The 24161-nt window shown below is 63.7% G+C and carries 23 protein-coding genes and 1 pseudogene; 10 read left to right on the forward strand and 14 right to left on the reverse strand.

Annotated features, from left to right (window positions below; all coding sequences use genetic code 11):
- The first annotated feature begins 472 nt into the window (after positions 1 to 472).
- On the forward strand, positions 473 to 1948 hold the full coding sequence (locus tag ACN6KF_RS18255) for an MFS transporter (RefSeq protein WP_434958208.1): 1476 nt from the start codon (positions 473 to 475) through the stop codon (positions 1946 to 1948).
- A gap of 227 nt (positions 1949 to 2175) precedes the next feature.
- The gene (locus ACN6KF_RS18260) at positions 2176 to 3621 is read left to right on the forward strand and encodes an amidase (RefSeq protein ID WP_434958209.1); all 1446 of its coding nucleotides are present in this window, start codon (positions 2176 to 2178) and stop codon (positions 3619 to 3621) included.
- Between the two features lie 170 nt (positions 3622 to 3791).
- Here the strand turns inward: ACN6KF_RS18260 and pheS are convergent, their stop codons facing one another.
- The gene (pheS, locus tag ACN6KF_RS18265) at positions 3792 to 4874 is read right to left on the reverse strand and encodes a phenylalanine--tRNA ligase subunit alpha (protein ID WP_434958210.1); all 1083 of its coding nucleotides are present in this window, start codon (positions 4872 to 4874) and stop codon (positions 3792 to 3794) included.
- 344 nt (positions 4875 to 5218) lie between these two features.
- Here pheS and ACN6KF_RS18270 point away from each other — a divergent pair, with 344 nt between their 5' ends.
- Together ACN6KF_RS18270 and ACN6KF_RS18275 are read left to right on the forward strand one after the other, a co-directional pair.
- Positions 5219 to 5560, forward strand: a complete 342-nt coding sequence (locus ACN6KF_RS18270; protein ID WP_434958211.1) for an ArsR/SmtB family transcription factor — start codon at positions 5219 to 5221, stop codon at positions 5558 to 5560.
- Positions 5561 to 5841: 281 nt separating this feature from the next.
- The gene (locus ACN6KF_RS18275) at positions 5842 to 6669 is read left to right on the forward strand and encodes an LOG family protein (protein WP_434958212.1); all 828 of its coding nucleotides are present in this window, start codon (positions 5842 to 5844) and stop codon (positions 6667 to 6669) included.
- A 6-nt stretch (positions 6670 to 6675) separates the two neighbouring features.
- Here ACN6KF_RS18275 and ACN6KF_RS18280 read toward each other — a convergent pair whose 3' ends face one another.
- The 6 genes and pseudogenes from ACN6KF_RS18280 to ACN6KF_RS18305 form a co-directional block, all read right to left on the reverse strand.
- Positions 6676 to 7314 (reverse strand): hypothetical protein, encoded by a 639-nt coding sequence (locus ACN6KF_RS18280; protein WP_434958213.1) that lies wholly within the window; start codon positions 7312 to 7314, stop codon positions 6676 to 6678.
- A gap of 117 nt (positions 7315 to 7431) precedes the next feature.
- A pseudogene (locus ACN6KF_RS18285) lies at positions 7432 to 8874 on the reverse strand (DUF6880 family protein).
- A gap of 127 nt (positions 8875 to 9001) precedes the next feature.
- Complete coding sequence (gene rplT / locus ACN6KF_RS18290) at positions 9002 to 9355, reverse strand: 50S ribosomal protein L20 (RefSeq protein WP_068297422.1); 354 nt, start codon at positions 9353 to 9355, stop codon at positions 9002 to 9004.
- Between the two features lie 37 nt (positions 9356 to 9392).
- A complete protein-coding gene (gene rpmI, locus ACN6KF_RS18295; RefSeq protein WP_434958214.1) occupies positions 9393 to 9593 on the reverse strand; it encodes a 50S ribosomal protein L35 in 201 nt (66 codons plus the stop codon).
- Between the two features lie 253 nt (positions 9594 to 9846).
- Complete coding sequence (locus ACN6KF_RS18300; RefSeq protein WP_434958215.1) at positions 9847 to 10260, reverse strand: hypothetical protein; 414 nt, start codon at positions 10258 to 10260, stop codon at positions 9847 to 9849.
- A gap of 160 nt (positions 10261 to 10420) precedes the next feature.
- Positions 10421 to 11368 carry a GlxA family transcriptional regulator gene (locus tag ACN6KF_RS18305; protein ID WP_434958216.1) on the reverse strand — a complete coding sequence of 316 codons (948 nt, stop codon included), beginning with the start codon at positions 11366 to 11368 and terminating at the stop codon, positions 10421 to 10423.
- Positions 11369 to 11468: 100 nt separating this feature from the next.
- Between ACN6KF_RS18305 and ACN6KF_RS18310 the strand changes: the two genes are divergently transcribed.
- Entirely contained in the window at positions 11469 to 12299 is an 831-nt protein-coding gene (locus ACN6KF_RS18310; RefSeq protein WP_434958217.1) for an SDR family NAD(P)-dependent oxidoreductase, read from the forward strand.
- Between the two features lie 73 nt (positions 12300 to 12372).
- Here ACN6KF_RS18310 and pnp read toward each other — a convergent pair whose 3' ends face one another.
- On the reverse strand, positions 12373 to 14520 hold the full coding sequence (gene pnp, locus ACN6KF_RS18315) for a polyribonucleotide nucleotidyltransferase (protein WP_434958218.1): 2148 nt from the start codon (positions 14518 to 14520) through the stop codon (positions 12373 to 12375).
- Between the two features lie 253 nt (positions 14521 to 14773).
- The gene (gene rpsO, locus ACN6KF_RS18320; RefSeq protein WP_434958219.1) at positions 14774 to 15043 is read right to left on the reverse strand and encodes a 30S ribosomal protein S15; all 270 of its coding nucleotides are present in this window, start codon (positions 15041 to 15043) and stop codon (positions 14774 to 14776) included.
- A gap of 388 nt (positions 15044 to 15431) precedes the next feature.
- Here rpsO and ACN6KF_RS18325 point away from each other — a divergent pair, with 388 nt between their 5' ends.
- From ACN6KF_RS18325 to dapB, 5 genes are all read left to right on the forward strand, one after another.
- On the forward strand, positions 15432 to 16877 hold the full coding sequence (locus tag ACN6KF_RS18325; protein ID WP_434958220.1) for a sensor histidine kinase: 1446 nt from the start codon (positions 15432 to 15434) through the stop codon (positions 16875 to 16877).
- 149 nt (positions 16878 to 17026) lie between these two features.
- A complete protein-coding gene (locus ACN6KF_RS18330; protein ID WP_434958221.1) occupies positions 17027 to 17680 on the forward strand; it encodes a methyltransferase family protein in 654 nt (217 codons plus the stop codon).
- A gap of 253 nt (positions 17681 to 17933) precedes the next feature.
- Complete coding sequence (gene tsaB, locus ACN6KF_RS18335) at positions 17934 to 18611, forward strand: tRNA (adenosine(37)-N6)-threonylcarbamoyltransferase complex dimerization subunit type 1 TsaB (protein ID WP_434958222.1); 678 nt, start codon at positions 17934 to 17936, stop codon at positions 18609 to 18611.
- 25 nt (positions 18612 to 18636) lie between these two features.
- Positions 18637 to 19116, forward strand: a complete 480-nt coding sequence (rimI, locus tag ACN6KF_RS18340; protein WP_434958223.1) for a ribosomal protein S18-alanine N-acetyltransferase — start codon at positions 18637 to 18639, stop codon at positions 19114 to 19116.
- A 228-nt stretch (positions 19117 to 19344) separates the two neighbouring features.
- A complete protein-coding gene (gene dapB, locus ACN6KF_RS18345; RefSeq protein ID WP_434959702.1) occupies positions 19345 to 20160 on the forward strand; it encodes a 4-hydroxy-tetrahydrodipicolinate reductase in 816 nt (271 codons plus the stop codon).
- 126 nt (positions 20161 to 20286) lie between these two features.
- Here the strand turns inward: dapB and ptsN are convergent, their stop codons facing one another.
- The 5 genes from ptsN to ACN6KF_RS18370 all read right to left on the reverse strand — a co-directional run bounded on the left by ptsN (position 20287) and on the right by ACN6KF_RS18370 (position 24082).
- Positions 20287 to 20751 (reverse strand): PTS IIA-like nitrogen regulatory protein PtsN, encoded by a 465-nt coding sequence (ptsN, locus tag ACN6KF_RS18350; protein ID WP_149253567.1) that lies wholly within the window; start codon positions 20749 to 20751, stop codon positions 20287 to 20289.
- A 116-nt stretch (positions 20752 to 20867) separates the two neighbouring features.
- Positions 20868 to 21449 (reverse strand): ribosome hibernation-promoting factor, HPF/YfiA family, encoded by a 582-nt coding sequence (gene hpf, locus ACN6KF_RS18355; protein ID WP_434958224.1) that lies wholly within the window; start codon positions 21447 to 21449, stop codon positions 20868 to 20870.
- A 285-nt stretch (positions 21450 to 21734) separates the two neighbouring features.
- On the reverse strand, positions 21735 to 22676 hold the full coding sequence (locus ACN6KF_RS18360) for a 2-hydroxyacid dehydrogenase (protein WP_434958225.1): 942 nt from the start codon (positions 22674 to 22676) through the stop codon (positions 21735 to 21737).
- A 330-nt stretch (positions 22677 to 23006) separates the two neighbouring features.
- A complete protein-coding gene (locus tag ACN6KF_RS18365; protein ID WP_434958226.1) occupies positions 23007 to 23630 on the reverse strand; it encodes a methylated-DNA--[protein]-cysteine S-methyltransferase in 624 nt (207 codons plus the stop codon).
- Between the two features lie 74 nt (positions 23631 to 23704).
- Positions 23705 to 24082, reverse strand: coding sequence for a VOC family protein (locus ACN6KF_RS18370; protein WP_434958227.1), 378 nt, complete (start codon positions 24080 to 24082; stop codon positions 23705 to 23707).
- Positions 24083 to 24161 lie beyond the last annotated feature (79 nt).

Consider the following 24161-nt stretch of genomic DNA (forward strand, 5'->3'; position numbering starts at 1 on the left):
CCGTGAATCTGGAAACCGCGAATGAGGGCCCGAGTGGGGCGAGGCGGATAACCGGTATACCCCCCCGTACAACCGCCCGGCAACCGCCTTGCATGAATAGAACACAGGCTCTGTGGTTGGCGGCGCAAAATGGGCGGTAGGGGTTAACCAGACATTGACGCCACCAAGCCTCGGCGCCTCACACTCGGCAGCAGGTTGCACGGCCGCCTCCTAGGCCAGATTTCATCCACTGCGCCCGTCATTATGCCGCATGGTGAAATAAATGAAAGATCAGCCATACGGCATCAGCAAGGATCGATAGATCCCATTGTCCAGGACGACCCAGACCACAATCCCCAATCTGCTCATCTGCTACGCCATTCCCCAGAGGTATTATCGGAAGCATTGACATGAGGTGATTCAAGCGCGAATTGTTACAAAAGGTTAACAAACAATATTGTGGGACGAAATTCACGCTGCAAGGAGTACGATCATGCCGGTAGAATTGACCGATGGCAAAGCCATCCGCAGCCTCGTTCCGGCACGCATGGACCGACTGCCCTGGGCTCGCTTCCACTGGATGGTCGTGGTGGGCCTTGGCATCAGTTGGATCCTCGATGGTATCGAAATCCAGCTCGTTTCGGCCTCCGGTTTCCAGAAAAGCCTGGGCATGACCAGCGCCGAAGTCGGCTTCGCCGGCACGATCTACCTGATCGGCCAGGTGGTCGGCGCCCTGTTTTTCGGGCGGCTAACCGACCGCTGGGGCCGCAAGAAGCTGTTCATCATCACCCTGGCGATCTATCTCGTCGGCTCCGGCGTGGCGGGCTTCGCCTGGACGCCCTGGTTCCTCTATCTCTGGCGCTTCGTCGCAGGCCTGGGCATCGGCGGGGAATACACCGCGATCAATTCAGCCATCGACGAACTCATTCCGGCCAAATATCGCGGCCGGGTCGACATCGCCGTCAACGGTACCTACTGGGCCGGCGCCATGCTGGGCGCCGTCGGCAGCTTCTTTCTGCTCGACCACACTTTGTTTGCCGAGAATGTCGGCTGGCGCATCGCCTTCTTCATCGGGCCGGTGCTCGGTCTCGTCATCATCTTCCTGCGCCGGCACATCCCCGAAAGCCCGCGTTGGATGGTCACCCACGGCCAGGACAAGGAGGCCGAGACCATCGTCGAGAGCATCGAGGCCGGCGTGCGCGCCCAGGGCGTTACGCTCGCGCCCGTCGACGACAGCAAGGCGATGTACGTCAAACCGGAAGAATCGGTTCCCTTCTCCAAACTGGTGGATGTTTTCTTCCGGCAGTACCCATCGCGCACCTTCCTCGGCATCACCATGATGGTGACGCAGTCCTTCCTCTACAACGCGATCTTCTTCACCTACGCTCTGGTGCTGAAGAATTTCTATCATCTCAACGAGTCGCAGACGGCGCTGTATTTCTTCCCCTTCGCCATCGGCAATCTGATCGGGCCGCTGCTGCTCGGGCCGCTGTTCGACACCATCGGCCGGCGCAAGATGATCTTCGGCACCTATGTGCTGGCGGGGGCGGTGCTGCTGGTCTCTGCCTATCTGTTCAAGCAGGGTAGCCTGACGGCCAATACCCATACGCTGTTCTGGTGCATCTCCTTCTTCTTCGCCTCGGCGGGGGCTTCGTCGGCCTATCTGACCGTCAGCGAGATCTTCCCGCTGGAAGTTCGCGGCCAGGCAATCTCCTATTTCTTCGCCGTTGCCCAGGTCGTCGGCTCGATGGGGCCGCTGATCTTCGGCTATCTGGTCGGGGAAGGTACCGAGCGCGACCCGCTGTTCTGGGGCTATGTCGTTGGTTCGGCGGTGATGATCTTCGGCGGCGTGGTGGCGCTGTTCTACGGCGTCGACGCAGAAGGCAAGGGCCTGGAGGACATCGCCGAACCGCTCTCCGCGGTCCGAGTTACGGCGGAAGGAGCCATAGGGCCGCAGGCGCTGCGCTGAGGAAGCAAGGCCGGCATTCGCCGGCCACGCGCCGTTGTCGCGGGGGCCGAGAGAAAGTCTCCGACCTACGGACGGGCAATCCCTCTGCGTCGACCAAATGCAGCGCGGCGACGCAAGTCCCTCCAACGGACAAAGCAAGAGATCGTGGAAGCAGAGGCATCCAATTCCGCCGCATTTACCTCCAGACTGGCGGCCATCGCAGGCCGATAGAATTATGGGGTAAGGAAATGGTTGCCGTCACGGACGATCTCGTAAAGCTCTATGCCGGGTCCGACGCTTTGGCGCTCGGAGAGCTGGTGCGGGCCAATCAGGTCAAGGCTTCAGAGCTGGTCGAGACCGCGATCGAGCTCGTCGGCCGCCTCGATCCCAAGCTGAACACCGTGGTCATCCCGACCTTCGACGTCGCGCGGCAGGTCGCCGAAGCACCGGGTTCGGGCCCGTTCGCCGGCGTGCCATTCCTGCTCAAGAACCTCGGCACCCAGTGGAAGGGCACGCCGCTGACCTCGGGGCTCGCCTATCTCCAGAATTATGTCTGCCCGGCGGATTCGGAAATCGGCCGCCGCATGCGGGAATCCGGCCTCGCCCCGATCGGACGCAGCAACACGCCTGAATATGGCTGGTGCATTTCCACCGAACCGCGCCTCTACGGGCCCACCGTCAACCCCTGGAATCCGGCAATTACCGCCGGCGGATCGAGCGGCGGGTCGGCAGCGGCGGTCGCCGCGCGCATTGTGCCGATCGCCGACGCCTCCGACGGCGGCGGTTCGATCCGCGTACCGGCCTCCTGCTGCGGCGTGGTCGGCCTGAAACCATCGCGCGGCCGGGTCAGCTACGGCCCCTTCGATGCGGATCTGTGGTTCGGCTGTATCTATTTCCTGTGCAACAGCCGCAGCGTGCGTGACACCGCCGCCTTTCTCGACGTCGTCGCCGGCAATCTGCCGGGCGATCCCTATACGGCGCCGCGCCCTGCGGAGAGTTGGCTATCCCTGCTCGCCAAGCGTCCCAAGAGGTTGAAGATCGGCTATACGCTCACCGCCCCCTTCGGCGAGCCCTATGCCCCCGAGGTGAAAGCGGCCGTGGAGGACGCCGTCAGGCTGCTCGAAAGCCTCGGCCACACGGTCGAGGAATATCGCTTCGAGGTCGATCTCGAAGAGGCCTGGTGGCGCTACAACGACATCATCGCCGTGGAGACCTCGACCGAATTCACCCAGCACGCCAAATTCGCCGGGCGCCCGCCCGAAGAGGCCGATCTCCAGCCCTTCAACTGGTCAATGCTGGAATATGCCAAGACCCTGTCGGCGACGCAGTATTCGGCCAGTCTCGGCGCCGTACGCAAGGCTGCCCAGCGCATCGCAACGGAAATCGCTCCCTTCGACGTCTTCGTCACGCCCACGCTGACGCAGCCGCCACGCCCCGTCGGCTACTGGTCGATGGAGGACGGCGATCGCGAGCGCTATCTGGCACGCTGGTCGGATGCCGCCTTCATGTTCGCCTTCAACATCTCAGGCCTGCCGGCAATGTCGGTACCAACAGGCATGGCCGACGGCAACAAGCCCGTTGGCATCCAGTTCGTCGGGCGCCATGGCGACGAGGCGACGATCCTCCAGCTTGCCGCGCAGGCGGAGGAAGCCGCCCCCTGGATCGGACGCAAGCCGCAGGTGTGTGCGATCTGACAATCGCGATCTAGGCGAGATGCAGGTATGTAAGGACAAAGCGCGACGCCTGCGTCCCCTCGCCCGTTCTTACGGGGAGAGGTACGGTGAGGGGCAGCACAATGGCCAGTAAATAGCCCTCTCTGGCACTTGGGGAGGGCTTTTCACGTCTGGTTCGACGTCGCGCGAACTCAGCTCGTCAGGCCGCCGGCCAGGCTCGGCAGGTCGAAGGGGCGGAAGCCGAAATGGGAGAGCCAGCGCACGTCGGCGTCGAAGAACGGGCGCAGGTCCGGCATGCCATATTTCAGCATGGCGATGCGGTCGATGCCCATGCCCCAGGCAAAGCCCTGATATTCATCGGGGTCGAGGCCGCAATTGCGCAGCACGTTGGGATGCACCATGCCGCAGCCCAGGATCTCGAGCCAATCCTCGCCCTCGCCGAAGCGGATCTCACCGCCCTTGCGCGAGCACTGGATGTCGACTTCCATCGACGGCTCGGTGAAGGGGAAGAAGGAGGGGCGGAAGCGCATCTTCACCGACGGCACTTCGAAGAAGGCGCGGCAGAACTCCTCCAGCACCCACTTCATGTGGCCGACATGGCTCACCTTGTCGATGACCAGCCCCTCGACCTGATGGAACATCGGCGTATGGGTCTGGTCGCTGTCATGGCGATAGGTGCGGCCGGGCACGACGATACGGATCGGCGGCTTCTGGCTCAGCATGGTGCGGATCTGCACCGGGCTGGTATGGGTGCGCAGCACCTTGCGCTCGCCCTTTTCGTCGGGCGCCAGGAAGAAGGTGTCGTGCATCTCTCGGGCCGGATGGCCGGGCGGGAAGTTGAGCAAGGTGAAGTTGTATTCGTCCGTCTCGATATCCGGGCCCTCGGCGATGGCGAAGCCCATATCGGCGAAGATGGCGGTGATCTCGTCGATCACCTGGCTGATCGGGTGAATGCGGCCGAGCTCGGTTCCGCTCTCGCGCACCGGCAGCGTCACGTCGACGGCCTCCGCCACCAGGCGCGCTTCCAGCGCAGCCGCCTTCAGCACGATCCTGCGCTCGGCCAGTGCCGCGGTGACGCGCTCCTTGACGACATTGATGGCGGCGCCGGCCTCTCTGCGCTCGTCCGGCGCCATCTTGCCGAGGGTCGCCAGGCGCTCGGAGATCGAGCCTTTCTTGCCGAGCGCCGAGACGCGCACCGCCTCCAGGCCCGCCTCGTCGGCGGCGGCTGCGATATCGGACAACAGGGTCGTTTCCAGGCTGGCTAGGTCGCTCATCGTCACTTCCTCAAATCGAGGTGCCTTCTAGCCTATTTCTGGCGGAAAAGGGAACCGCATTCGACAGATCAGGCAACGCAGATTTAGCTCGCCAAATAACGGTTTTGCACCCATCTCGACGAAAAAAGTGGGAACCAGAGGGCTCGGCGAGCCATGCGAAATGGCGCGTTGGAGCCCGATGATCGGCTTGAGGCGCGCTTCCGATGCATGTTTTCAAACCCTCTTTTCGCTTTCCTGAAATATTAACTTATTCGCTAATTATCTAATTAATTAATCTTGAAAACATTTAAAATTACGTGTTATCAAAGGCTTGTGGGCATCTTGGCAAAAACGGCAAACGGAATATGACAGTCGACAAGGTCTTCGAAGCGCTTTCCTCGCCACCCCGGCGGCGTATTCTGGCCGATCTTTCGAAGGCAGACATGACCGCTGGACAGGTGGTCGAAAAGCTCGCCGATGCGATGTCGGCGCCCGCGGTTTCCAAGCATCTTTCCATCCTGGAGAATGCCGGGCTGGTCCGGCGTGAACGGCGCGGCCAGAACGTGCATTACGGCCTGAGACGCGACACGCTTGCCAACACGCTGCTGGAGTTCCTGTCGGCCTTCGAGCCGGCTGCCAAACCGGACGGCGCCGACTCCGCGCTCGAACGCATCCGCCGCAACATGCTGTCGGGGCGCGGGCTCTAGGAACTCGCCTTTTTTCAATTAAGATCAGAAGTCCGGATGGGACGGTGCCCCCTCACCCGGCGCTTCGCGCAACCCGGTCCACTCCAAGTGGAGTGGACGACACCCGCAAGGGAGAAGGTGCCGGCAGGCGAATGAGGGGTCATGGTGCCCTATCCCAACCATTTCCAGATTGAGCCAATACGGCACCCACCCGAAAGGCCCCTACAACCGCTGGGGTCTTGCAGTGTCGGGCACAACGGCTCAATAGAGCAGAGTGTTTCACTGGTTCACGCAAGGTCTCCATGCCGTCTTCCGACAATTCCGCGCCCACCAACATGCTGTCCACCGTCGAGGCCCTGACCCCCGAAACGCGCGCGAAGGTCGATGAATTGCAGCGAAGCGAGGCGCCGGCCTATCGCCTGGCGGCCCTCGATCCCGACTTCATGCTGGGTGACTCGACCCGCGGCGTGCGCTTCCAGCTCGAATATGCCAAGGCTCAGGAGGGAATGAAGGCGGCCCATATCCGTTCCACCATCGTGGTCTTCGGCTCGGCCCGGGTCAGCGAGAACGCACCGGGCAATCGCGGCCGCTGGTACAAGGAAGCCCGCACTTTCGGCTATATCGCTTCGCGCCGCGGCGGCGCCCTCAACGAGGATGGCGGCGGGCGCTTCAACGTGATCGCCACCGGTGGCGGCCCCGGCATCATGGAGGCGGCCAACCGCGGCGCCAACGAAGCCGGTGCCCCGACCATCGGCTTCAACATCACTCTGCCGCACGAGCAATATCCCAACCCCTACACCACGCCTTCCCTCACCTTCCGCTTCCACTATTTTGCCATGCGCAAGATGCACCTCGCCATGCATTCGGCGGCGCTGGTGGTATTTCCGGGCGGCTTCGGCACTCTCGACGAATTGTTCGAGATCATCACCTTGCGCCAGACCGGCAAGATGTCCTTCTGCCCGATCGTGCTGATGGACAAGGCCTATTGGACCAAGATCATCAATTTCGAGGCCCTGGCCGAGGAAGGCTTCATCAAGGCCGACGATCTCAGCCTGTTCGACTATGCCGAAACGGCGGAGGAATGCTGGTCGATCCTGGAGCGCAAGGGTTTGACGGCACCGTCCGAATAGGTGCTCTCAAGGCGTTTGAGCCTTGTCGCACCAATTCAGCTCTTCAGGCTTGAATGCCGGCCTTTTGCCCTCGATGTCGCCCATCTCGGCCACATAGGCCTTGGTGACGTCATCGGCGCGCTCGAACAGGGCAACCTTCTGCTGGTCGCAGCCGCGCCCCGGCACCCAGCCGGCCTCGTCGAGCCGATGGCTTTTGCCCGTGTCATCGACGAGCCGGCCGATCACCCTGTCGAGCGCGCCATCCGGCTTGAAGAAAATCCAACCCTCGCGCTGCAGAGGGACCTCAATGTTTGGCCCGTCGGCAATGTTGACGCTGGCCATGACGGAGCGGGTGAGCGCAGGCCGGCCGTCAGCCTGGAAACAATAGATCGTAGAAACCGAGTGGGCGCCGTCGATCAGCGTCTCCGTCCGCAAAACCGCCGGCTGCCCGGCAACGGCCGTTTCCCTGCTCCAATAGGCGAAATTGTCGCCATAGCCGTTGAAAAAGTCGCGCCGCCAGCCGATCCAGTCATTGGGCTGGCTCGTCATGCGGTCCTGACAGGCTTGCCAAGCCCGGGCGAACGGCTCGGGGAGCGTCTCCTCCGCCTGCACCTGGCCGGTGGCGATGGCGACGAGCAATCCGATCATGAGTGATTTGCCGACCATGCAGCCCTCCCCAACGGTTCAGCACTGGGCCAATCTATCGGCCGGCACAAACGACCGCCATTCTTCAGGGAACAGGATCCCAGCGGACTCACCATAACAGGAGCGGGTTTGCGCAGACTATTTGGCGACAGCCGCCCAGAAACTGGCCTTGCGAGCATGCTTTTTGCCTAGAAAGGCCCGCCAATCGGCATGGCTGAGCCGCCCCAGCGTCGCCAGTGCTCCCGGATCAAGCCGCGTGGCGAGATCGTCCAGCCTGTCGAGATAGGCGGCGCCATGCCCATAGGCGGCCGATTTGCCCTTCGACAGGATCTCCTCGACCAGGGCACGATAAAGCAGGCTCGCGGCAAGGGGCTGCTCCTCATGCAGCCTGTCCGCCACCGATTGCAGCACCTGGTAGTGCCTGCCGTCCCAGACCAGCCCGAAATCGAGCACCAGCCTGGCGGCATAGTCAAGGCGCGGCCATTCGGTCAGGAAATAGAGGGCGCGGTAGCGCGTCTTGGCGGCCAGGGCATGGGCGAAAGCTCTGTCGAGGACCTCGAACTCGGCGAAATCATCGAGCTTGGCCAGATAGGCGCGCAAGATGTCGGCGTCGAGCGTCGCCTCGAAGGTTGCCCAGCGCAGGGCCTGGGCCTCCTGCCCGCGGCCCAGGGCTTTCAGAATGCGCGCCTTGAGGCCGATCCGAGCCGGCAGGCGGAAATCCCGCCTGACCACGCCGTCCGCGACGTCCAGCGCATCGGCATAGGCGAGCGGCGAGGGCTCTTCGACACCCAGCCAGGATAGTGCTTCCTCCGCCCGACCGGCTGCAAGCAGCTTCTCCGCAACGGCAAGCCGGTCGCGGAGTTGGACGGGCTTGTCGTTCTCCAGGGCGATCCAGCCATCGAGATCGTCGCGCCGAATGGCGATGGCCTGGCGCAACTCCCGCTAGGGATGAGCCATGTAGGCCGACTGCAGCGCCGCCACCTTGCTTGCCAGCAGGCGATCCCATTCATCCAGATCCGTCGCCGAGGCTTGCTCCAGGAACGAAGCGATCATAGCAGGAGCGATATCGCCCGCCTGGTCGGCAAGGGCCATCACCCTCTCGGGCAGGCCGGCGAGGTCGCCTGGCTCCAGCCGAACGGTCAATGGCCCCAGGGCCGCGATCGCCTCGCCATAGAGGTCTTCCAGGCGGCTGGAGGACAGGACCCGCGCGAAAACACCCCCCGCGGTTGCGATGAAACGCAGCAGAAGATCGACGGCGAGCGGGGCCGAACCGGTGCCGATCTCGCCGGTAATGCTCGCCAGCGTCGCCGACAGATCCTTCTCGAATTCCTTGAGCTTGGGCCAATCGATGAACGAGCGCGCCTTCTCCAGGGCAGAAAGGCGTCGTTCCACCAGCTTGGCGACGGCTTCAGGCCCCTGCGTACCGGCCAGCGCCGCAATCACCCGCTTGCGGAAAGCCGGATTGGCCTGCGCCTCCTCGAAAATCAGGTCCGCAAGCTTGGCCGGGCCGAGTTCAGCGAGGGTCGCTGCCGTAAACTTCGATTTCGCAGCCATGCTGGCACTCCCTGGAGCAAGGCGCATCCAAGCGTAAACGCGTCTTTGCGACTCTCTCAGTTTGCAAGATTCGGTTGGCTCCGAAAGCCCAAAAGAAAAACCCGCCGCGTTGCCGCGACGGGTTTTTCAGGAACCATATTCGGTAAAGCGCTGCTTAGGCGGCAGCCTTGACCTTCTCGACCAGGGCCTTGAAGGCTTCCGGCTCGCGGATGGCGAGATCCGACAGCACCTTGCGGTCGATCTCGATGCCGGCCTTGGCCAAGCCCGCGATGAACTTCGAATAGGTCAGGCCGAGCTCACGGACAGCAGCGTTGACGCGCTGGATCCACAGAGCGCGCATGTTGCGCTTCTTGAGCTTGCGGCCGATATAGGCGTATTGCATCGAACGATCGACCGCCTGCTTGGCGATGCGGATCGTATTCTTGCGGCGGCCGTAAAAGCCCTTCGCCGCGTCGAGTGTCTTCTTGTGCTTAGCATGGGACGTAACGCCCCGTTTCACGCGTGCCATTCGCTGATCTCCTTAAGGTTTCGCGTTGCCGTGGCGATCAGCCGTTCGGCAGGAAATACTTCTTCACGTTATCGCCGTCCGTCTTGAAGAGGACGCGCGTGCCGCGAAGCTTACGGATCTGCTTGTTGGTACGCTTGATCATGCCGTGGCGCTTGCCCTGCTGAGCGTGCACCACCTTGCCGGTTCCCGTGATCTTGAAGCGCTTTTTAGCGCCCGACTTGGTCTTCATCTTGGGCATTTTGCTCGTCTCCGAATAAAAAAGGCGCCGAAACCTTTTGGGTTCCGCCACCGGTAAGCCGTGTGCTTTTTGAAAAGCGCCCGAGCCAACAACATCGCCACGGCAGCCCTTATCAGCCGGTCGATGCGGGGAAGCGGCGTCTATAGCGACAAGCACGGAGAAAAGCAACAGGCCGGGTGGCCTCGACCCTCGATTTCAGCGCATTTCGCTGAGGCGAAACAGGCTTGAGCATAAACGCTTCACCACGCCGAGCCTATCCGCATTTGCGATAGGTATGCACCACCGGCGTCTTCTCGCCGTCCACGCTCGCATGGGAAATCGTCACCAATTCCTTGCCAATCTTCACCAGGATGACGGCGTAGTCGAAGGTCTCGCCCTCGCTGTCTTCCGAAACCTGCAGCCGCCAGGTGGGAGGATCCTTCGCGATCTGCGTGACGGCGCTGGCCTGCCCGATACCGCCCTCCTCCGTCCAGTCCTTGCCCTCGACCGCAATCCGGATCGGCGCCTCGCCCCGCAGGTCCTTCTTGCTGGTGCAGCTTTCGACATCGCGGGTCCACACACCCTGCGCCTCGGCGGGATAGGGCACACCGGGCTTGCCCTGCGCGGCCAAGGCCGAAGGGGCAAGGCAGCAAACGGCCAGGGGCAAAAGGCGCAGACGACGTGACATGAACTCTCTCCGGAGGACCGGCCGGCGCTTCCGCCGCCCGCGGATCGTCTCTAGCACGACCATGCCCGCTCTCCCGATACGCCCGGAACACCGAAGCGAACGGCTCTCAAATCGACAGCGATCGCGTGTACCGCCGGACGAAGCTCCTCGGAAAGGAATGTCACATCAGGCCGGCAGGTCCCTTGGCCAGCCTCCTGATCGCCTGCGGCGGCTGGCCGAAGGCCCGCAGGAACGCGCGCCGCATGCGTTCGCGGTCGGCGAACCCCGTTTCCGCAGCCACGACGTCGATGGGATGGAGGGTCTGCTCCATCATCAGCCGCGCCGCTTCGACACGCAGATTCTCCACGGCCTTGGCCGGCGACTGGCCCGTCTCGTTGCGAAAGGCCCGGCTGAACTGGCGCGGGCTGAGATGGGCGACCGCGGCGAGCTGTTCCACCGTCAGCGGCGCATGCAGGTTGCGCTTGGCATAGGTGAGCGCCGTCTGGATCCGATCCGACTTGGCGTCGAGGTCGAGCAGGTTGGAATGCTGCGATTGCCCCCCGCCGCGCCGATGATAGAGCACCAGCTGCCGGGCCACGATGCGGGCGAGCTCGGCGCCGTGATCCTCCTCCACCATGCCGAGGGCGAGGTCGACGCCCGCGCTCATGCCGGCCGAGGTCCAGATCTGGCCGTCGGCGATGAAGATGCGGTCTTCATCCACCTTGAGCCGTGGGAAACGGGCCTGCAGATCGCGCGTCCAGAGCCAATGGGTGGTCACGCGCCGGCCGTCGAGCAGTCCCGCCTCGGCGAGCACGAACGCGCCGGTGCAGATCGAAGCGACGCGCCGCGAGCGCGCCGGCGCCTGGCGCACATAATCGATGACACCCGGTGTCGGCGGATCGACATCGGGCGTGCCGCAAACCACGAGCGTATCGAAGTCAGGCTCGCCGAAGCAAAGACTGTCGAGCTTGGGGCCGACCGAACTTCGCACGGGGCCGCCGCTCTCCGAGACGATGGCGATGTCATAGAGCGCCCTGTCGGCGGCATAGTTGGCGAATTCGAAGGCCGAGAGAGCGGCAAAGCTCATCATCTGGAAATTCGGCGAAATCAGAAAGCCGACGCGCTGCATGAGCGCCTCCTCTTTGTGTCCTGAAAGGTGGCATATATGACATTTGAGACAAAAGCCAGCGAGTCTAGTCTCCGCTCAGTGCAACCCATGGAGATTTCCCATGTCTTCCTCCAAAGTGTCCACCACCCCGAAGGGCACCGTGCTGATCACGGGTGCCTCCTCCGGTATCGGCGCCGTCTATGCCGACCGCCTAGCCCGCCGCGGCTACGACCTGATCCTGGTCGCCCGCAGCGAGGACAAGCTCAAGGCCCTCGCCGGCCGCATCGAGAAGGCAACCGGCCGCCAGGTACGCATCCTCGCCGCCGATCTGAACGCCAAGGACGGTCTTGCCGCCGTCGAGACCGTGCTGAAGAGCGACAAGAGCATCACGGGGCTGGTCAACAATGCCGGTTTCGGCAGCGCGACACCCCTGCTCCAGGCTTCGGTCGAGAAGATGGAAGAAATGATCGGCCTCAACGTCACCGCTCTCACGCGGCTGACCTATGCCGCAGTCCCCGGCCTCGTCGAGCGCGGCGGCGGCACCATCGTCAACATCGCCTCCATCGTGGCTGTAGCGCCGGAGCTGCTCAACGGCGTCTATGGCGGCAGCAAGGCCTATGTGCTCGCCTTCAGCCAGAGCCTGCATCACGAGCTGGCCGAGAAGAACATCCGTGTCCAGGCCGTATTGCCCGGCGCCACCGCCACCGATTTCTGGAACGTCCTCGGCGTGCCTGTCGAGCAATTGCCGGAGAGCATCGGCGTTATGTCGGCCGAAAACATGGTGGACGCCGCCCTCGCCGGCCTCGACCAGGGCGAACTGGCCACCATCCCGGCGCTGCCCGACATCGCCGACTGGGACAGCTTCGAGGCCGCCCGCCAGGCGTTGTCGCCGAACCTCTCCCACGCCAAGCCGGCCCCACGCTATCGGGTGTCCCAGGCCAGCGCGGCCTGACAGCAAGCCGGACAACTAAAAAGGGCGGCCCGCCGGGGCCGCCCTTTCTGATTCATGGCGCTGGAAGGCTGCCTTACTCGGCGGCGGCTTCGCCGTCTGCCTTGGCCTTCTTTTCCAGGTCTTCACCGGTGGCCTGATCGACGGCCTTCATCGACAGGCGGACCTTGCCGCGCTCGTCGAAGCCAAGCAGCTTGACCTTGACCTTGTCGCCTTCCTTGATCACGTCGGTGACCTTGTTCACGCGGTTCGCAGCGAGCTGCGAGATGTGAACCAGGCCGTCCTTGGCACCGAAGAAGTTGACGAAGGCGCCGAAATCGGTGGTCTTGACCACGGTGCCTTCATAAATGGCGTTGAGCTCGGGCTCGGACGCGATCGACTTGATCCAGTTGATCGCGGCCTTGATCGCCGTACCCGAAGCCGAGGCGACCTTGATGGTGCCGTCGTCCTGGATGTCGACCTTGGCGCCGGTCTTTTCCACGATCTCGCGGATGACCTTGCCGCCCGAACCGATCACTTCGCGGATCTTGTCGACCGGAATGGTGATCACCTCGATGCGCGGGGCATGCTCGCCGAGCTCGGCGCGGGCGCCGGACAGGGCCTTGGACATTTCGCCGAGGATGTGGAGGCGACCGCCCTTGGCCTGCTCCAGTGCGACCTTCATGATCTCTTCGGTGATACCGGCGATCTTGATGTCCATCTGCAGCGAGGTGATGCCGCCTTCGGTGCCGGCAACCTTGAAGTCCATGTCGCCGAGATGGTCCTCGTCACCCAGGATGTCGGAGAGCACGGCAAAGCGCTCGCCTTCCAGGATCAGGCCCATGGCGATGCCGGCAACCGGTGCGCGCAGCGGCACGCCGGCGTCCATCAGAGCCAGCGAGGTGCCGCAGACCGTCGCCATCGAGGACGAGCCGTTGGACTCGGTGATCTCGGAGACGACGCGGATGGTGTAGGGGAACTCGTGCTGCGGGGGCAGCATCGGATGAAGGGCGCGCCAGGCGAGCTTGCCATGGCCGATTTCGCGGCGGCCGGGCGAACCCATGCGGCCGGTCTCACCCACCGAATAGGGCGGGAAGTTGTAATGCAGCATGAAGCGCTGCTTGTAGGTGCCTTCCAGGCTGTCGACATACTGCTCGTCGTCGCCGGTGCCCAGTGTGGCAACGGCAAGGGCCTGGGTCTCGCCACGGGTAAACAGGGCCGAACCATGGGTACGCGGCAGGATGCCGGCTTCGGCGACGATGGTGCGGACCGTCTTCACGTCGCGGCCGTCGATGCGCACGCCCTTGTCGAGAATGTTCCAGCGCACGACCTTGGCCTGCAGGTCATGGAAGACCTCGGCGACGACCTGCTTGGAATAAGCCGGGTTCTCGGCGCCCTCAGGCAGGAAGTGGGCGAACACCTTGGCCTTGGCGGCATCCACGGCAGCATAACGCTGCTGCTTGGCGGTGATGGAATAGGCAGCGCGCAGCTCGGTCTCGATCACGGCGAGCATCGCCTTCTCGAGTTCCGAATTGTCGGCGGGCTGGAAGTCGCGCGGTTCCTTGGCGGCCTTCTCGGCCAAGCGGATGATCGCCTCGATCACCGGCTGGAAGCCCTTGTGGCCGAGCATGACGGCCTCGAGCATGGTCTGCTCGGAGAGTTCCTTGGCTTCCGATTCCACCATCAGCACGGCGTCGGCGGTACCGGCGACCACGAGCTCGAGGGAGGATTCCTTCATCTCGTCGAGGGTGGGGTTGAGCTTGAGCTCGCCATTGACGAAACCGACGCTGGCGGCGCCCACCGGACCCATGAAGGGCACGCCCGACAGGGTCAGCGCAGCGGAGGCGGCGACCATCGCGAGGACGTCGGTGTCGTTGATCAGGTCATGCGACAGCACGGTGACGACGACCTGGGTGTCATGGCGATAGCCATCGACGAAAAGCGGGCGGATCGGACGGTCGATCAGGCGGGAGATCAGGGTCTCGCGCTCGGACGGGCGGCCTTCACGCTTGAAGTAGCCACCAGGGATGCGACCGGCCGCAAAGGCCTTTTCCTGGTAGTTGACGGTGAGCGGGAAGAAATCGATGCCGGCTTTCGGCTCCTTGGCCGAAACCACCGTGGCCAGCACGGTCGAGTCGCCATAGGAAGCGAGCACGGCGCCGTCGGCTTGGCGGGCGATCTTGCCGGTTTCGAGGGTCAGCTTACGGCCTGCCCATTCCAGCTCTTCGCGATAAATTGTGAACATTAAGGATCAATCCTGTTGTGTGGATCGACCGGACGAGGCAGGGCGTCTACCAACGGCGCCTGAAACAAAAGCAGCCATCGCAAGATGGCGGGAAGCATCCTCACATTCAACGTTCGAGGCTTGCTTCCTGCGATCCTGCCATGGCCTGCTGCCTATCCGGTCTGTGGGCTTTCGCGCCGGCCCCATGCCGCCGCGTCCCGGTCTTGAAATGGAACAGCCCGAAAGGCATGGAGCCTTCCGGGCTTGATCAGTCTTAGCGGCGGATGCCGAGACGCGCGATGATCGACTTGTAGCGCTCTTCGTCGCGCGACCTGATGTAGTCGAGCAGCGAGCGGCGCAGAGCCACCATCTTGAGAAGGCCACGACGGGAGTGGTTGTCCTTCACATGCGACTTGAAATGGCCGGTCAGATTGGTGATGCGCTCGGTGAGGATCGCGATCTGCACTTCCGAAGAACCGGTATCGCCGGCCTTGGCGCCATATTCCTTGATGAGCGCGGTCTTGCGCTCTTGCGAGATCGACATCGATAGTCCTTTCATAGGCCTTCGCGGCGCGAGGCGCGCGATTGCCGGTACCGTCTTGCGACGAAGGAGGCCTGTCTGGCCAGGATCGCCGTCCACCAAGGCCCGGCCGGGATGTCGTCCAGCGGGGTCGGCGGAGGCGGGTAAAATCCGGCACATCCGCGCCGGGATGCGGCCCTATAGTCGAAGCGCAGCCAAAAAGCCAGAAAAAAGCAATGGGACGTTGCCCGAACCGTGGACTTCTCAGCGAGACGCTTGCATGTCGCGATGTCCGCTCTTGGAAACACGGCGCTTGGTGAGTTGGCAAGAGGCGGACTGGAAGTCCGCGCTCCAAAGCCGCCCTCGCAAGCAGCCTCTGGCGAGCCTTGCCAAATTCCTTTAAGGCAATGGCGTGTCCAGTTCCTCTTCCATCAGCCCCCAGCCCGGCAACAGGCCCGGCCGTTTCGGACTGTCGGCCCGCCTGCTCGTCCTCACCATCCTCTTCGGCCTGCTGGCCGAAGTGCTGGTCTACCTGCCGGTGGTGGCCAATTATCGCCGAAACTGGCTCTCCAATCGCATCGCCTCCGCCATCACTGCGGCGCTGGTGCTGGAAGCAGCGCCCGACGGCATGGTTTCCGATGATCTCGCCCGGCAGATCCTCGCCTCGGTGGGCGCCAAGATGGTGGCGTTGAAGACCGACGACAGCAAGCGATTGCTCGCCTCCTCCGACATGCCGCCCACCGTCGCCATCGCCACGGACCTGCGCAGCCTTACGGCGATGGAGGCGATCAGCGACGCGCTCGATACGCTGCTGGCGCCCAGGGGACGCTTCATCCGCGTGATCGGCGATGCCCCCATGCATGGGCAATATGTCGAGATCGTCGTCGACGAGACGCCGCTCCAGCAGGGCATGTACGATTTCGCCCGGCGCTGGCTCGCCATCACGCTCGCCATTTCAACCATCACCGCCGGCCTGATCTATCTCACCCTCAGCCTGTTCATCGTGCGCCCGATGCGCCGGCTCACCGGCGCCATGATGCGCTTTGCCGCCGATCCCGAGGATGAAGCGGGCGTGATCCGCACCTCCGGCCGCAACGACGAAATCGGTGTGGCGGAGCGCGAATTCGCCACCATGCAGCGCCAACTCCATGGCATGCTGCAGCAAAAGAGCCGGCTGGCGGCGCTCGGCCTCGCCGTTTCCAAGATCAATCACGACCTGCGCAACATGCTGGCCGCCGCGCAGCTGTTTTCCGACCGCCTGACCGAGACCGACGATCCCATCGTGCAGCGGCTGGCGCCCAAACTGATCCAGACCATCGGCCGAGCCATCGCCTTCTGCCAGTCCTCGCTTTCCTATGGGCTCGCCTCCGAGCCCACCCCCGCACGCCGTCGGATGGCACTCGCGCCCGTCGTCTCCGATACCCGCGAACTCCTCGGCCTCGGCGAGGCGAACGACAAGCTGATCTGGACGGAGAAGCTCGAGCCCGGCCTGCAGATCGACGCTGACCCCGACCAGCTTTCGCGCATCCTGCTCAATCTTTGCCGCAACGCAGCGCAGGCCCTCGACGGCTATGCCGCGCCCGACGGCTCACCCAGCACAATCGGCATCAGCGGATGGCGGGCCGGCACCGTCGTAACCATCGATGTCGCCGACAATGGTCCGGGCGTCTCGAAAAAGGCCGGCCTGAAGCTGTTCGAGGCTTTTTCCGGCTCGACGCGCCCCGGCGGTTCCGGCCTCGGCCTTGCGATTGCCGCCGAACTCGCCCGGGCGCATGGCGGCACGCTTACCTTGCTCGACAAGGAGGCGGATCAAGGCGGCGCCACGTTCCGGATCACCATCCCCGACCGCCCGGCCTGAAGAGCATTGTGGCTTTTGCACGGCGTAGGACGTGGACGCAGGCGCTTGCGCGAAGTAGTGTCATGACATTCTCATGTCGAGAATCTTGCATTTGGCGTGATGCCGGGGCGCAGGTCCCACGCGGGCCGGCACCTCAATCGAGTGGCTACATGAACAATACAAAGGGCAGCGGCAATATCGGCAATGCCATCGACATCAATGCCGTGCAGACCATACGCCGGATCGTCCTCGGCTTGCTGGGCGTGCTCGGTTTCGCGGTGCTGCTGTTCACCGACTCCCTGTGGCAGGACGAACTCGGCCACGGCTTCCACGAAACTATCGAAAGCGTCGGGCTGGTCCTGATCGTGATCGCCATCGTCGGACGGACCTGGTGCTCCCTCTATATCGGCGGGCGCAAGAAGCAGCTCATCGTCGAGGACGGCCCCTATTCGATCTGCCGCAATCCGCTTTACGTTTTCTCCTTCATCGGCGCCGCTGGCGCCGGGGCCCAGTTCGGCACCATCACCACGGCAGCGTTGGTCTTCACCATCACCGTGGTGATCTTCAGCATCGTGACGCATAAGGAGGAGCAGTTCCTCCACGCCAAGTTCGGCGCCGTCTACGACGCCTATTGCGCCCGCGTGCCTCGTTTCCTGCCGAATTTCTCGCTCTGGCGCTCGGTGCCGACCCTGGAGATCCAGACCTCGCTGGTGACACGCACCTTCCTGGACGCCTGCCTGTTCCTGGCCGCCTTCCCGGTGGCTGAACTGGTCGAATTGCTGCAGGACAAGGGCTATCTGCCGATCTATCTGCTGGTCCCCTAAGCAGATTCTGCTTGATCGAGCCACGGCCACGATCAAGAAGAATCTGCAAGATATCAAACGTTTGCAGCGTTTCCCGGCGAGGCCCATCGGTGCGCGTCGCCGGGAAACGCTGCTTGGAACAAGGCGCTTTAGGTCTGGCACAAAGAGCCATTCGACCTCTTTATCGGATTGGGCGTTGCACAGGGGCCAAGTCCTGCGATATCGCTGGGATTTGGCGGCAGCCGGACGGTCCGGCCTCCCATAGGTGTTTTCCATGCGTATCCTGGCCATCGACACAGCCCTCGAAGCCTGCTCGGCCAGCGTGTTCGATTCCGATGATGGCGCCATCGCCTCGCAGACCTTGCCGATGGCGCGCGGCCAGGCCGAGGCGTTGATCCCGCTGGTGCGCGACGTCGTCGAGCGTTCCGGCGGCTTCTCCCTGATCGACCGTATCGCCACCACTGTCGGACCGGGTTCCTTCACCGGGCTGCGCGTCGCCATCTCGGCCGCACGGGCCTTTGCCCTGTCGCTGCGGGTGCCCTGTGTCGGCATCTCCACGCTGGCGGCGATCGCCGCGCCTCATATCGACGAGAATGATGGCCAGCACGTCGCCGTCGCCATCGATGCCCGCCATGGCAACGTCTATTTCGAACTGTTCTCCAATCGCGGCCGCAGCATCGTCGAGGCCAGTTGCATCCCGCTGCGCGAGGCCGCGCGCGTCCTCGGGCCGACGACGGTGAAGATGGCGGGGCCGGCCGCGCCACTGCTGTTCGAGGAAGCCAAGGCCGCCGGCACGGCAGGTCATATCGTCGATGCGAGCCCCGCCCCGGACATCGACTGGGTGGCAAGGCTCGGCCTGCTCGCCGATCCCGCCGACTCGCCCCCCAAGCCGACCTATCTCAAGCCCGCCGACGCGACGCCGCAGCAGAACGGCCAGATCGCGCGGCAATGAGGGCGTCGGCAATGAGGGCGTGGGCATGAGCTGGTTCGGCCGCAAACAGCCTCCCGTAATCGCCGATGCAAAGGCCGGCGACGCGGTGGGCCTTGCCGCCATCCATGCTTCCGGTTTCGAACGGGGCTGGGATGTGCATGAATTCGAACGCATGCTGGCCGACCGCCTGACGATCGCCCATCTCGCCCGCCCGGGCGGCAAGGGAGCGCCGACGGGATTTGCCCTGTCGCGGGTGGTGGTCGATGAAGCCGAGATCCTCACCGTCGCCGTGGCGCCCGCGTCCCGCCGCGCCGGACTGGCGACCTTGTTGCTGCAGCACCATCTCGGCCGTCTCGCCGCGGCAGGCGCCCACAAGGTCTTCCTGGAGGTCGCCGAGGACAATGTCGCGGCTATCAGCCTCTATCGGCGCCACGGTTTCAACGAGATCGCAAGACGCCAAGCCTATTATGCCCGGGCCAAGGGGGCGCCGGCGACGGCAATCATCATGGAGCGAGCGTTGCGGTAATACGAGGGGCGGCAGTCACGTCTGAGGCAGGGCCCATCCATGAACGGATGGGACGCCCAAAGGCACGAGGACAACGGTCGAGCGAGATGGTAGACGCAACGAAGGAGCGCGACGATAGGGCCCCTCGCCCTGCGAAGCGGGGGGAAGGGCTAGCTGTTGTTTCGCCATTCACACGATCCCAGTGCCTATGCCCGGACATTCGAGCGCCCGGCAGACAAGGAGTTCACCATGGCCGACATGCGGCTCGTCGTAGCAGGCGCCTCCGGGCGCATGGGGCAGACCCTGATCCGCATGATCGCGGAGACGCCGGGCGTCGTGCTCGCCGGTGCCGTCGAGCGGACCGGATCGTCAACCATTGGCCAGGACGCCGGCCGCCTTGCCGGCCTGGATGCCAATGGTGTCATCGTCACCGACGATCCTCTCAGCCTGCTGACCTCGGCTGAAGGCATCATCGACTTCACAGCGCCAGCCGCCACCGTCGAGCTGGCTGCTCTGGCCGCGCAGATGCGCATCGTGCATGTGATCGGCACCACCGGCCTGTCGAAGGAGGATTTCGCCCGCCTCCGGGCGGCGGCGCGCCATGCGGTGATCGTGCAGTCCGGCAATATGAGCCTGGGCGTCAACCTGCTGGCGGCCGTGGTCAAGCGCGTCGCCAAGAGCCTGGATGCGGATTTCGACATCGAGGTCCTGGAAATGCATCACAACCGCAAGGTCGACGCGCCCTCCGGCACCGCCCTGATGCTGGGCCAGGCCGCCGCTGCGGGCCGCGGCATCGATCTCGACGCCAATGCCGACCGGGTGCGCGACGGCCACCCCGGCGCTCGCGAGAAGGGCCATATCGGCTTTGCGACCTTGCGGGGCGGCACCGTGGTTGGGGAGCACAGCGTAATCTTCGCCGGGGAGAACGAGCGCCTGGAATTCTCGCACAAGGCCGAAAGCCGCACGATGTTCGCCAGGGGCGCCCTCAAGGCCGTGCTCTGGGGCTTCGGCCGCAAGCCGGGCTATTATTCCATGGCTGATGTATTGGGGCTTGGGGACTTCTGAACCGGAGGCTGGCTACGCGGTGTGTCGGTCTTCAGACCGGCCATCGCCTCCCGACATAGGCCGAGGTCCCCTGCCGGTCCCGCTCCATCTCTCGATGGAGCTGAGAAGGCCGGCACACCGAGACCCTCAGGCGGCGTGTGACGCCGGCTCCTCGCACAGGATCGAATAGAGACCCGCCGCGTCACTGGTCGCCCTCAGCTTCTGCACGATGCTGGGATCGCGCAGCATGCGGGCAATGCGCGACAAGGCTCGCAAATGGTCGGCGCCGGCACTTTCGGGCGCCAGCAGCAGGAAGATGACGTCGACTGGTTGGCCATCCAGGGCCTCGAAGTCGATCGGCCGCTCCAGGCGGGCAAACAAACCGAAGATCCGGTTGAACTTGGCAAGCTTGCCATGGGGGATGGCAATGCCGTTGCCGACGCCGGTCGATCCCAGGCGTTCTCTCTGAAGCAGCGTATCGAAGATTTCTCGCTCGCCCAGGCCGGTCAGTGCAGCGGCACGTTCGGCAATTTCCTGCAGAGCCTGCTTTTTCGAGTTTACTCTCAGCGCCGGAAGCACAGCATCCTGCGGCAGCAGATCACTCAAAGGCATCGCATTCCTCGTGGGGGTTCGAGCCGGGAGCCCATGCGAAAGGGCCGGCTCAATAGCTTGGCGCCCGCCCCTTCAGAAATGTTCTTGGGAGGCGGGCGCTCGATCTGGTGGGCCTGTCAGGTCGACTCTGCCGTTGTCTGCGGCAGGTCGATCCAGCCAATATGGCCGTCGGGGCGGCGGTAAACCACGTTCACGCGGCCATGTCCAGCGTGGCGAAAAACGAGGGCGGCCGCACCGGTCAAATCGAGGTCGACAACGGCCTCGCTCACCGAAAGGCGCTTCATCTTGGTGGTGTTCTCGGCCACGATCACCGGCGTGAACTCCTCGGGAGATCCCTCCTCCTCGTTCGGCGCCGTGATGACGTAGTCGGTCGACTCGGCCGCGGTCGCGGTGTCCGGGCCGGCGTGATAGTCCTTGATGCGATGCTTGTAGCGCTTGAGACGCTTGGTCAGGCGTTCCGTCGCCAGATCGACGCTGGCGTGCGGGTCATGCGCCATCGATTCGGTCTGCAGGGTAAGCCCGGTGGGAAGGTGGATACGGCAATCGGTTCGGAAACCGGTGCCTTCCTTCTTCACGGTGACTTGGCCGGTGTAGGATTGGTCAAAATATTTCGACAGGCTCTCGGCAACCCTCGCCTGAACGTGGGTCCGCAACGCATCGCCAATGTCGAGATTTTGTCCTGAGACACGCAGCGTCATGCTTCGCTCCGCTTCTTGAGACACGCAGGCCGAAGGGCCGGCATCCGGGTGGTACCCCCTTGGGCGTGTCGTCAGTTATGGCTTCCGTCAAACCCGAAGCCATAACTGACGACACACCCTGAGGTCACCCCCAATTAGGTAAGACCGTATGGCGGCGGCGTCAACGTTACATTATTTTCACGACGTCGCCCGCGAGCAGAAATGCCCTTCCGCAAATAAAGTTCTAATCTCCGAATTTTCCTAGCGATATGAGTGCGTTATGAAGAATCTGAGGCGGTTTGCGGATCAATAATGCCGGGCGGCGTCCACAGGTGCCTCGAAGGGCAGCCCTCGCTCGTGACGCTCGATCTGGCGCAGCACGAAACGTCCCACCGCGTCTTCGTCCGATATCGCCGAGTTGTGGGGCGTAATCGTCACGCGCGGATGCTCCCAGAGCGGGTTATCCACCGGAAGAGGCTCGGTCTCGAAGACATCGAGCGTCGCGGCCCGCAACACACCCTCGTCGAGCGCCGAGATGATGTCGGCCTCCACCTGCAGGCCGCCGCGGCCGGCATTCATCAGGATGGGCGCGCCGAGCACGCCATCATGGGCGAGCTTCTCGAACAGGGCCCGCTTGAGAATACCCTTGGTGGCCGGTGTCAGCGGCAGCAGGCTGACCAGCAGGTCGGTGCGGCCCAGGAAGGCATCGAGTTCGTCGCCGGCATAGGTCTTCACGCCTTCGATATGCTTGGGCGTCCGGCTCCAGCCGGCGACGTCGAAGCCCATCGTCTTGAGCTTGCCGAGGGCATCGACACCGAGCACGCCCAGGCCCATCACGCCCACCCGCAATTCATGGGCGGCCGGCGAGGGCATCACCTCGCGCCACAGTTTCTGGCGCTGCAGCAGATAGTAATCGCTCTGGTTGCGCAGATGGATGAGGGCATGCATCACCACCCATTCACTCATCCGGCCGGTGAGATTGTCGTCCACCACGCGGCCGAGCGGCACATTGGGAAGGGTCGGATCGGACAGGACGTGATCGACTCCCGCGCCGAGCGAAACGATGCCCTTCAGATTGGGCAGACCAGCCAGCAGGCCCGGAGGCTGCTTCCACACGGCCGCATAGGTGATGTCGGCGGGATTGCCGACATCGGGCCAAGCCCTGATGTCGCGGTCCGGCGCCAGGCGGCGCAGCCGCTCGAGCCAGGGCTCGACCTCCCACTGGGTGATGCACAGAAGTAGGGCCATGGGAGCGAGTCTCCTGGAGCAAAGCGCGTGTTTGCGATTCTTGCCGTTTCCGGCAAATCCCAAAAACGCCTTGGAAGAAAGGGTCCGCCCCTCATTACAGAGCAAGCGAGGCCCTGCAAAGCCAAAGACTCGATGCCTGTTTGGAGTGTCTCATGGAATAGCGCGACCTTTGTCATTGCCGGGCTTGACCCGGCAATCCAGCCTTCCCTTTCAACAGGGTCGCGATGAAGAGTTGGATGCCCGGGTCAAGCCCGGGCATGACAAGGGTTGGTGCCTTTATCGATCAGGCGCGCGGTCACGCCGTCAATCATGAGGTGCTGCTCCAGGCGATCAGTTCCAACGCCGCTCGTGCTCGATCAGCCAGCGCTTGCGCCAGATGCCGCCGCCATAGCCGGTGAGCGCGCCGTCGGAGCCGACCAGGCGGTGGCAGGGCACGACGATGGCGAACGGATTGGCGCCATTGGCCCGCGCCACGGCCCGGAAGGCGGAGGGTCGCTCCAATCGCCCGGCGAGGGCGGCATAGGAAAGGCAGATCCCGGCCGGAATCTGCCTCAGCCCCTGCCAGACCTGCCTGGTGAAGTCCAAACCATGCAAGGCGAGCGGCGTGGCGAAAACCGGCGAGCAGCCGGCAAAATAGTCGGCGAGCTCGACCTCGATTTTGTCGATCGCCGCCGACCGCCCGAAGGCGATGGCCGAGCGGGCCGCCTTGCGCAGGCGCGCGAGCTCACCCGGCAGGGCCTTGCGGTCGAAGAACTCAATGAGATGCAGGGCATGGCGATCGCCGACCGCCAGCATGGCGCCGATGGGTGTGTCGATCCAGTCCGCCTTGAGCAGGTCGCGCCCCTTGAGTTGGGGAGGGGTCTCCTCCACTGCGCGAATCAAGGCTTCGCGCACCTCCTGTTGGCGCTTCGAGCCCGCCTCGGCCCAGTCACCGTCCTCGCTCCACGCATGCATGCCAAACAGTCCTGCCTCGAAAGATGCGAGAATGGGTTGCCGGCCTGGTGCCGGCAACCCGATTCCTGCGGCGGTTACAGGGGCTGCCCGACATCGATGCGGTTGCCGTCCCGATCCTCGAAGACGAAGGCCCGCAGGCCGTAATCCTTGTCCTGCAGGCGCCTAACGATCCGCCGGCCGTCGGCCTCGCATAGGGCATGGAGGGCATCGGCATCATCGACCATCAGATGCGCCACGTTGAAGGGTGCCGCCTTGTGGCCCGGCTGCAGCGTCAGATGCAGTTCGGCGCCTTCCCGCTTGAGGATCATGAAGCCGACCGGATTGCCGTTTTCGAAGGTCTTGGCGAACCCGAGGACGCCGACATAGAAATCATGAGCGCGCTGGATGTCCTTGACAGGCAAGGTGGCGGCGATCCGCCCGAAGCGAATGCCGTGTGGGGCGATGTCATTCATCGCTCAACCTCGATCTTTGGAGCGTGCGGAACCTTTCGCGGGCGGTGCCGGAACGGCCCCACGCTCCGATGTTGAAATC

The organism is Labrys methylaminiphilus subsp. lupini (genome assembly GCF_051161885.1).
GTDB lineage: Bacteria > Pseudomonadota > Alphaproteobacteria > Rhizobiales > Labraceae > Labrys.

Excerpts from the sequence above, each read along its gene's own strand:
- ACN6KF_RS18255 (WP_434958208.1), top strand. The coding sequence starts at position 473 with ATGCCGGTAGAATTGACCGATGGCAAAGCCATCCGCAGCCTCGTTCCG.
- ACN6KF_RS18260 (WP_434958209.1), top strand. The coding sequence starts at position 2,176 with ATGGTTGCCGTCACGGACGATCTCGTAAAGCTCTATGCCGGGTCCGAC.
- pheS (WP_434958210.1), bottom strand. The coding sequence starts at position 4,874 with ATGAGCGACCTAGCCAGCCTGGAAACGACCCTGTTGTCCGATATCGCA.
- ACN6KF_RS18270 (WP_434958211.1), top strand. The coding sequence starts at position 5,219 with ATGACAGTCGACAAGGTCTTCGAAGCGCTTTCCTCGCCACCCCGGCGG.
- ACN6KF_RS18275 (WP_434958212.1), top strand. The coding sequence starts at position 5,842 with ATGCCGTCTTCCGACAATTCCGCGCCCACCAACATGCTGTCCACCGTC.
- ACN6KF_RS18280 (WP_434958213.1), bottom strand. The coding sequence starts at position 7,314 with ATGGTCGGCAAATCACTCATGATCGGATTGCTCGTCGCCATCGCCACC.
- rplT (WP_068297422.1), bottom strand. The coding sequence starts at position 9,355 with ATGGCACGCGTGAAACGGGGCGTTACGTCCCATGCTAAGCACAAGAAG.
- rpmI (WP_434958214.1), bottom strand. The coding sequence starts at position 9,593 with ATGCCCAAGATGAAGACCAAGTCGGGCGCTAAAAAGCGCTTCAAGATC.
- ACN6KF_RS18300 (WP_434958215.1), bottom strand. The coding sequence starts at position 10,260 with ATGTCACGTCGTCTGCGCCTTTTGCCCCTGGCCGTTTGCTGCCTTGCC.
- ACN6KF_RS18305 (WP_434958216.1), bottom strand. The coding sequence starts at position 11,368 with ATGCAGCGCGTCGGCTTTCTGATTTCGCCGAATTTCCAGATGATGAGC.
- ACN6KF_RS18310 (WP_434958217.1), top strand. The coding sequence starts at position 11,469 with ATGTCTTCCTCCAAAGTGTCCACCACCCCGAAGGGCACCGTGCTGATC.
- pnp (WP_434958218.1), bottom strand. The coding sequence starts at position 14,520 with ATGTTCACAATTTATCGCGAAGAGCTGGAATGGGCAGGCCGTAAGCTG.
- rpsO (WP_434958219.1), bottom strand. The coding sequence starts at position 15,043 with ATGTCGATCTCGCAAGAGCGCAAGACCGCGCTCATCAAGGAATATGGC.
- ACN6KF_RS18330 (WP_434958221.1), top strand. The coding sequence starts at position 17,027 with ATGAACAATACAAAGGGCAGCGGCAATATCGGCAATGCCATCGACATC.
- tsaB (WP_434958222.1), top strand. The coding sequence starts at position 17,934 with ATGCGTATCCTGGCCATCGACACAGCCCTCGAAGCCTGCTCGGCCAGC.
- rimI (WP_434958223.1), top strand. The coding sequence starts at position 18,637 with ATGAGCTGGTTCGGCCGCAAACAGCCTCCCGTAATCGCCGATGCAAAG.
- dapB (WP_434959702.1), top strand. The coding sequence starts at position 19,345 with ATGGCCGACATGCGGCTCGTCGTAGCAGGCGCCTCCGGGCGCATGGGG.
- ptsN (WP_149253567.1), bottom strand. The coding sequence starts at position 20,751 with ATGCCTTTGAGTGATCTGCTGCCGCAGGATGCTGTGCTTCCGGCGCTG.
- hpf (WP_434958224.1), bottom strand. The coding sequence starts at position 21,449 with ATGACGCTGCGTGTCTCAGGACAAAATCTCGACATTGGCGATGCGTTG.
- ACN6KF_RS18360 (WP_434958225.1), bottom strand. The coding sequence starts at position 22,676 with ATGGCCCTACTTCTGTGCATCACCCAGTGGGAGGTCGAGCCCTGGCTC.
- ACN6KF_RS18365 (WP_434958226.1), bottom strand. The coding sequence starts at position 23,630 with ATGCATGCGTGGAGCGAGGACGGTGACTGGGCCGAGGCGGGCTCGAAG.
- ACN6KF_RS18370 (WP_434958227.1), bottom strand. The coding sequence starts at position 24,082 with ATGAATGACATCGCCCCACACGGCATTCGCTTCGGGCGGATCGCCGCC.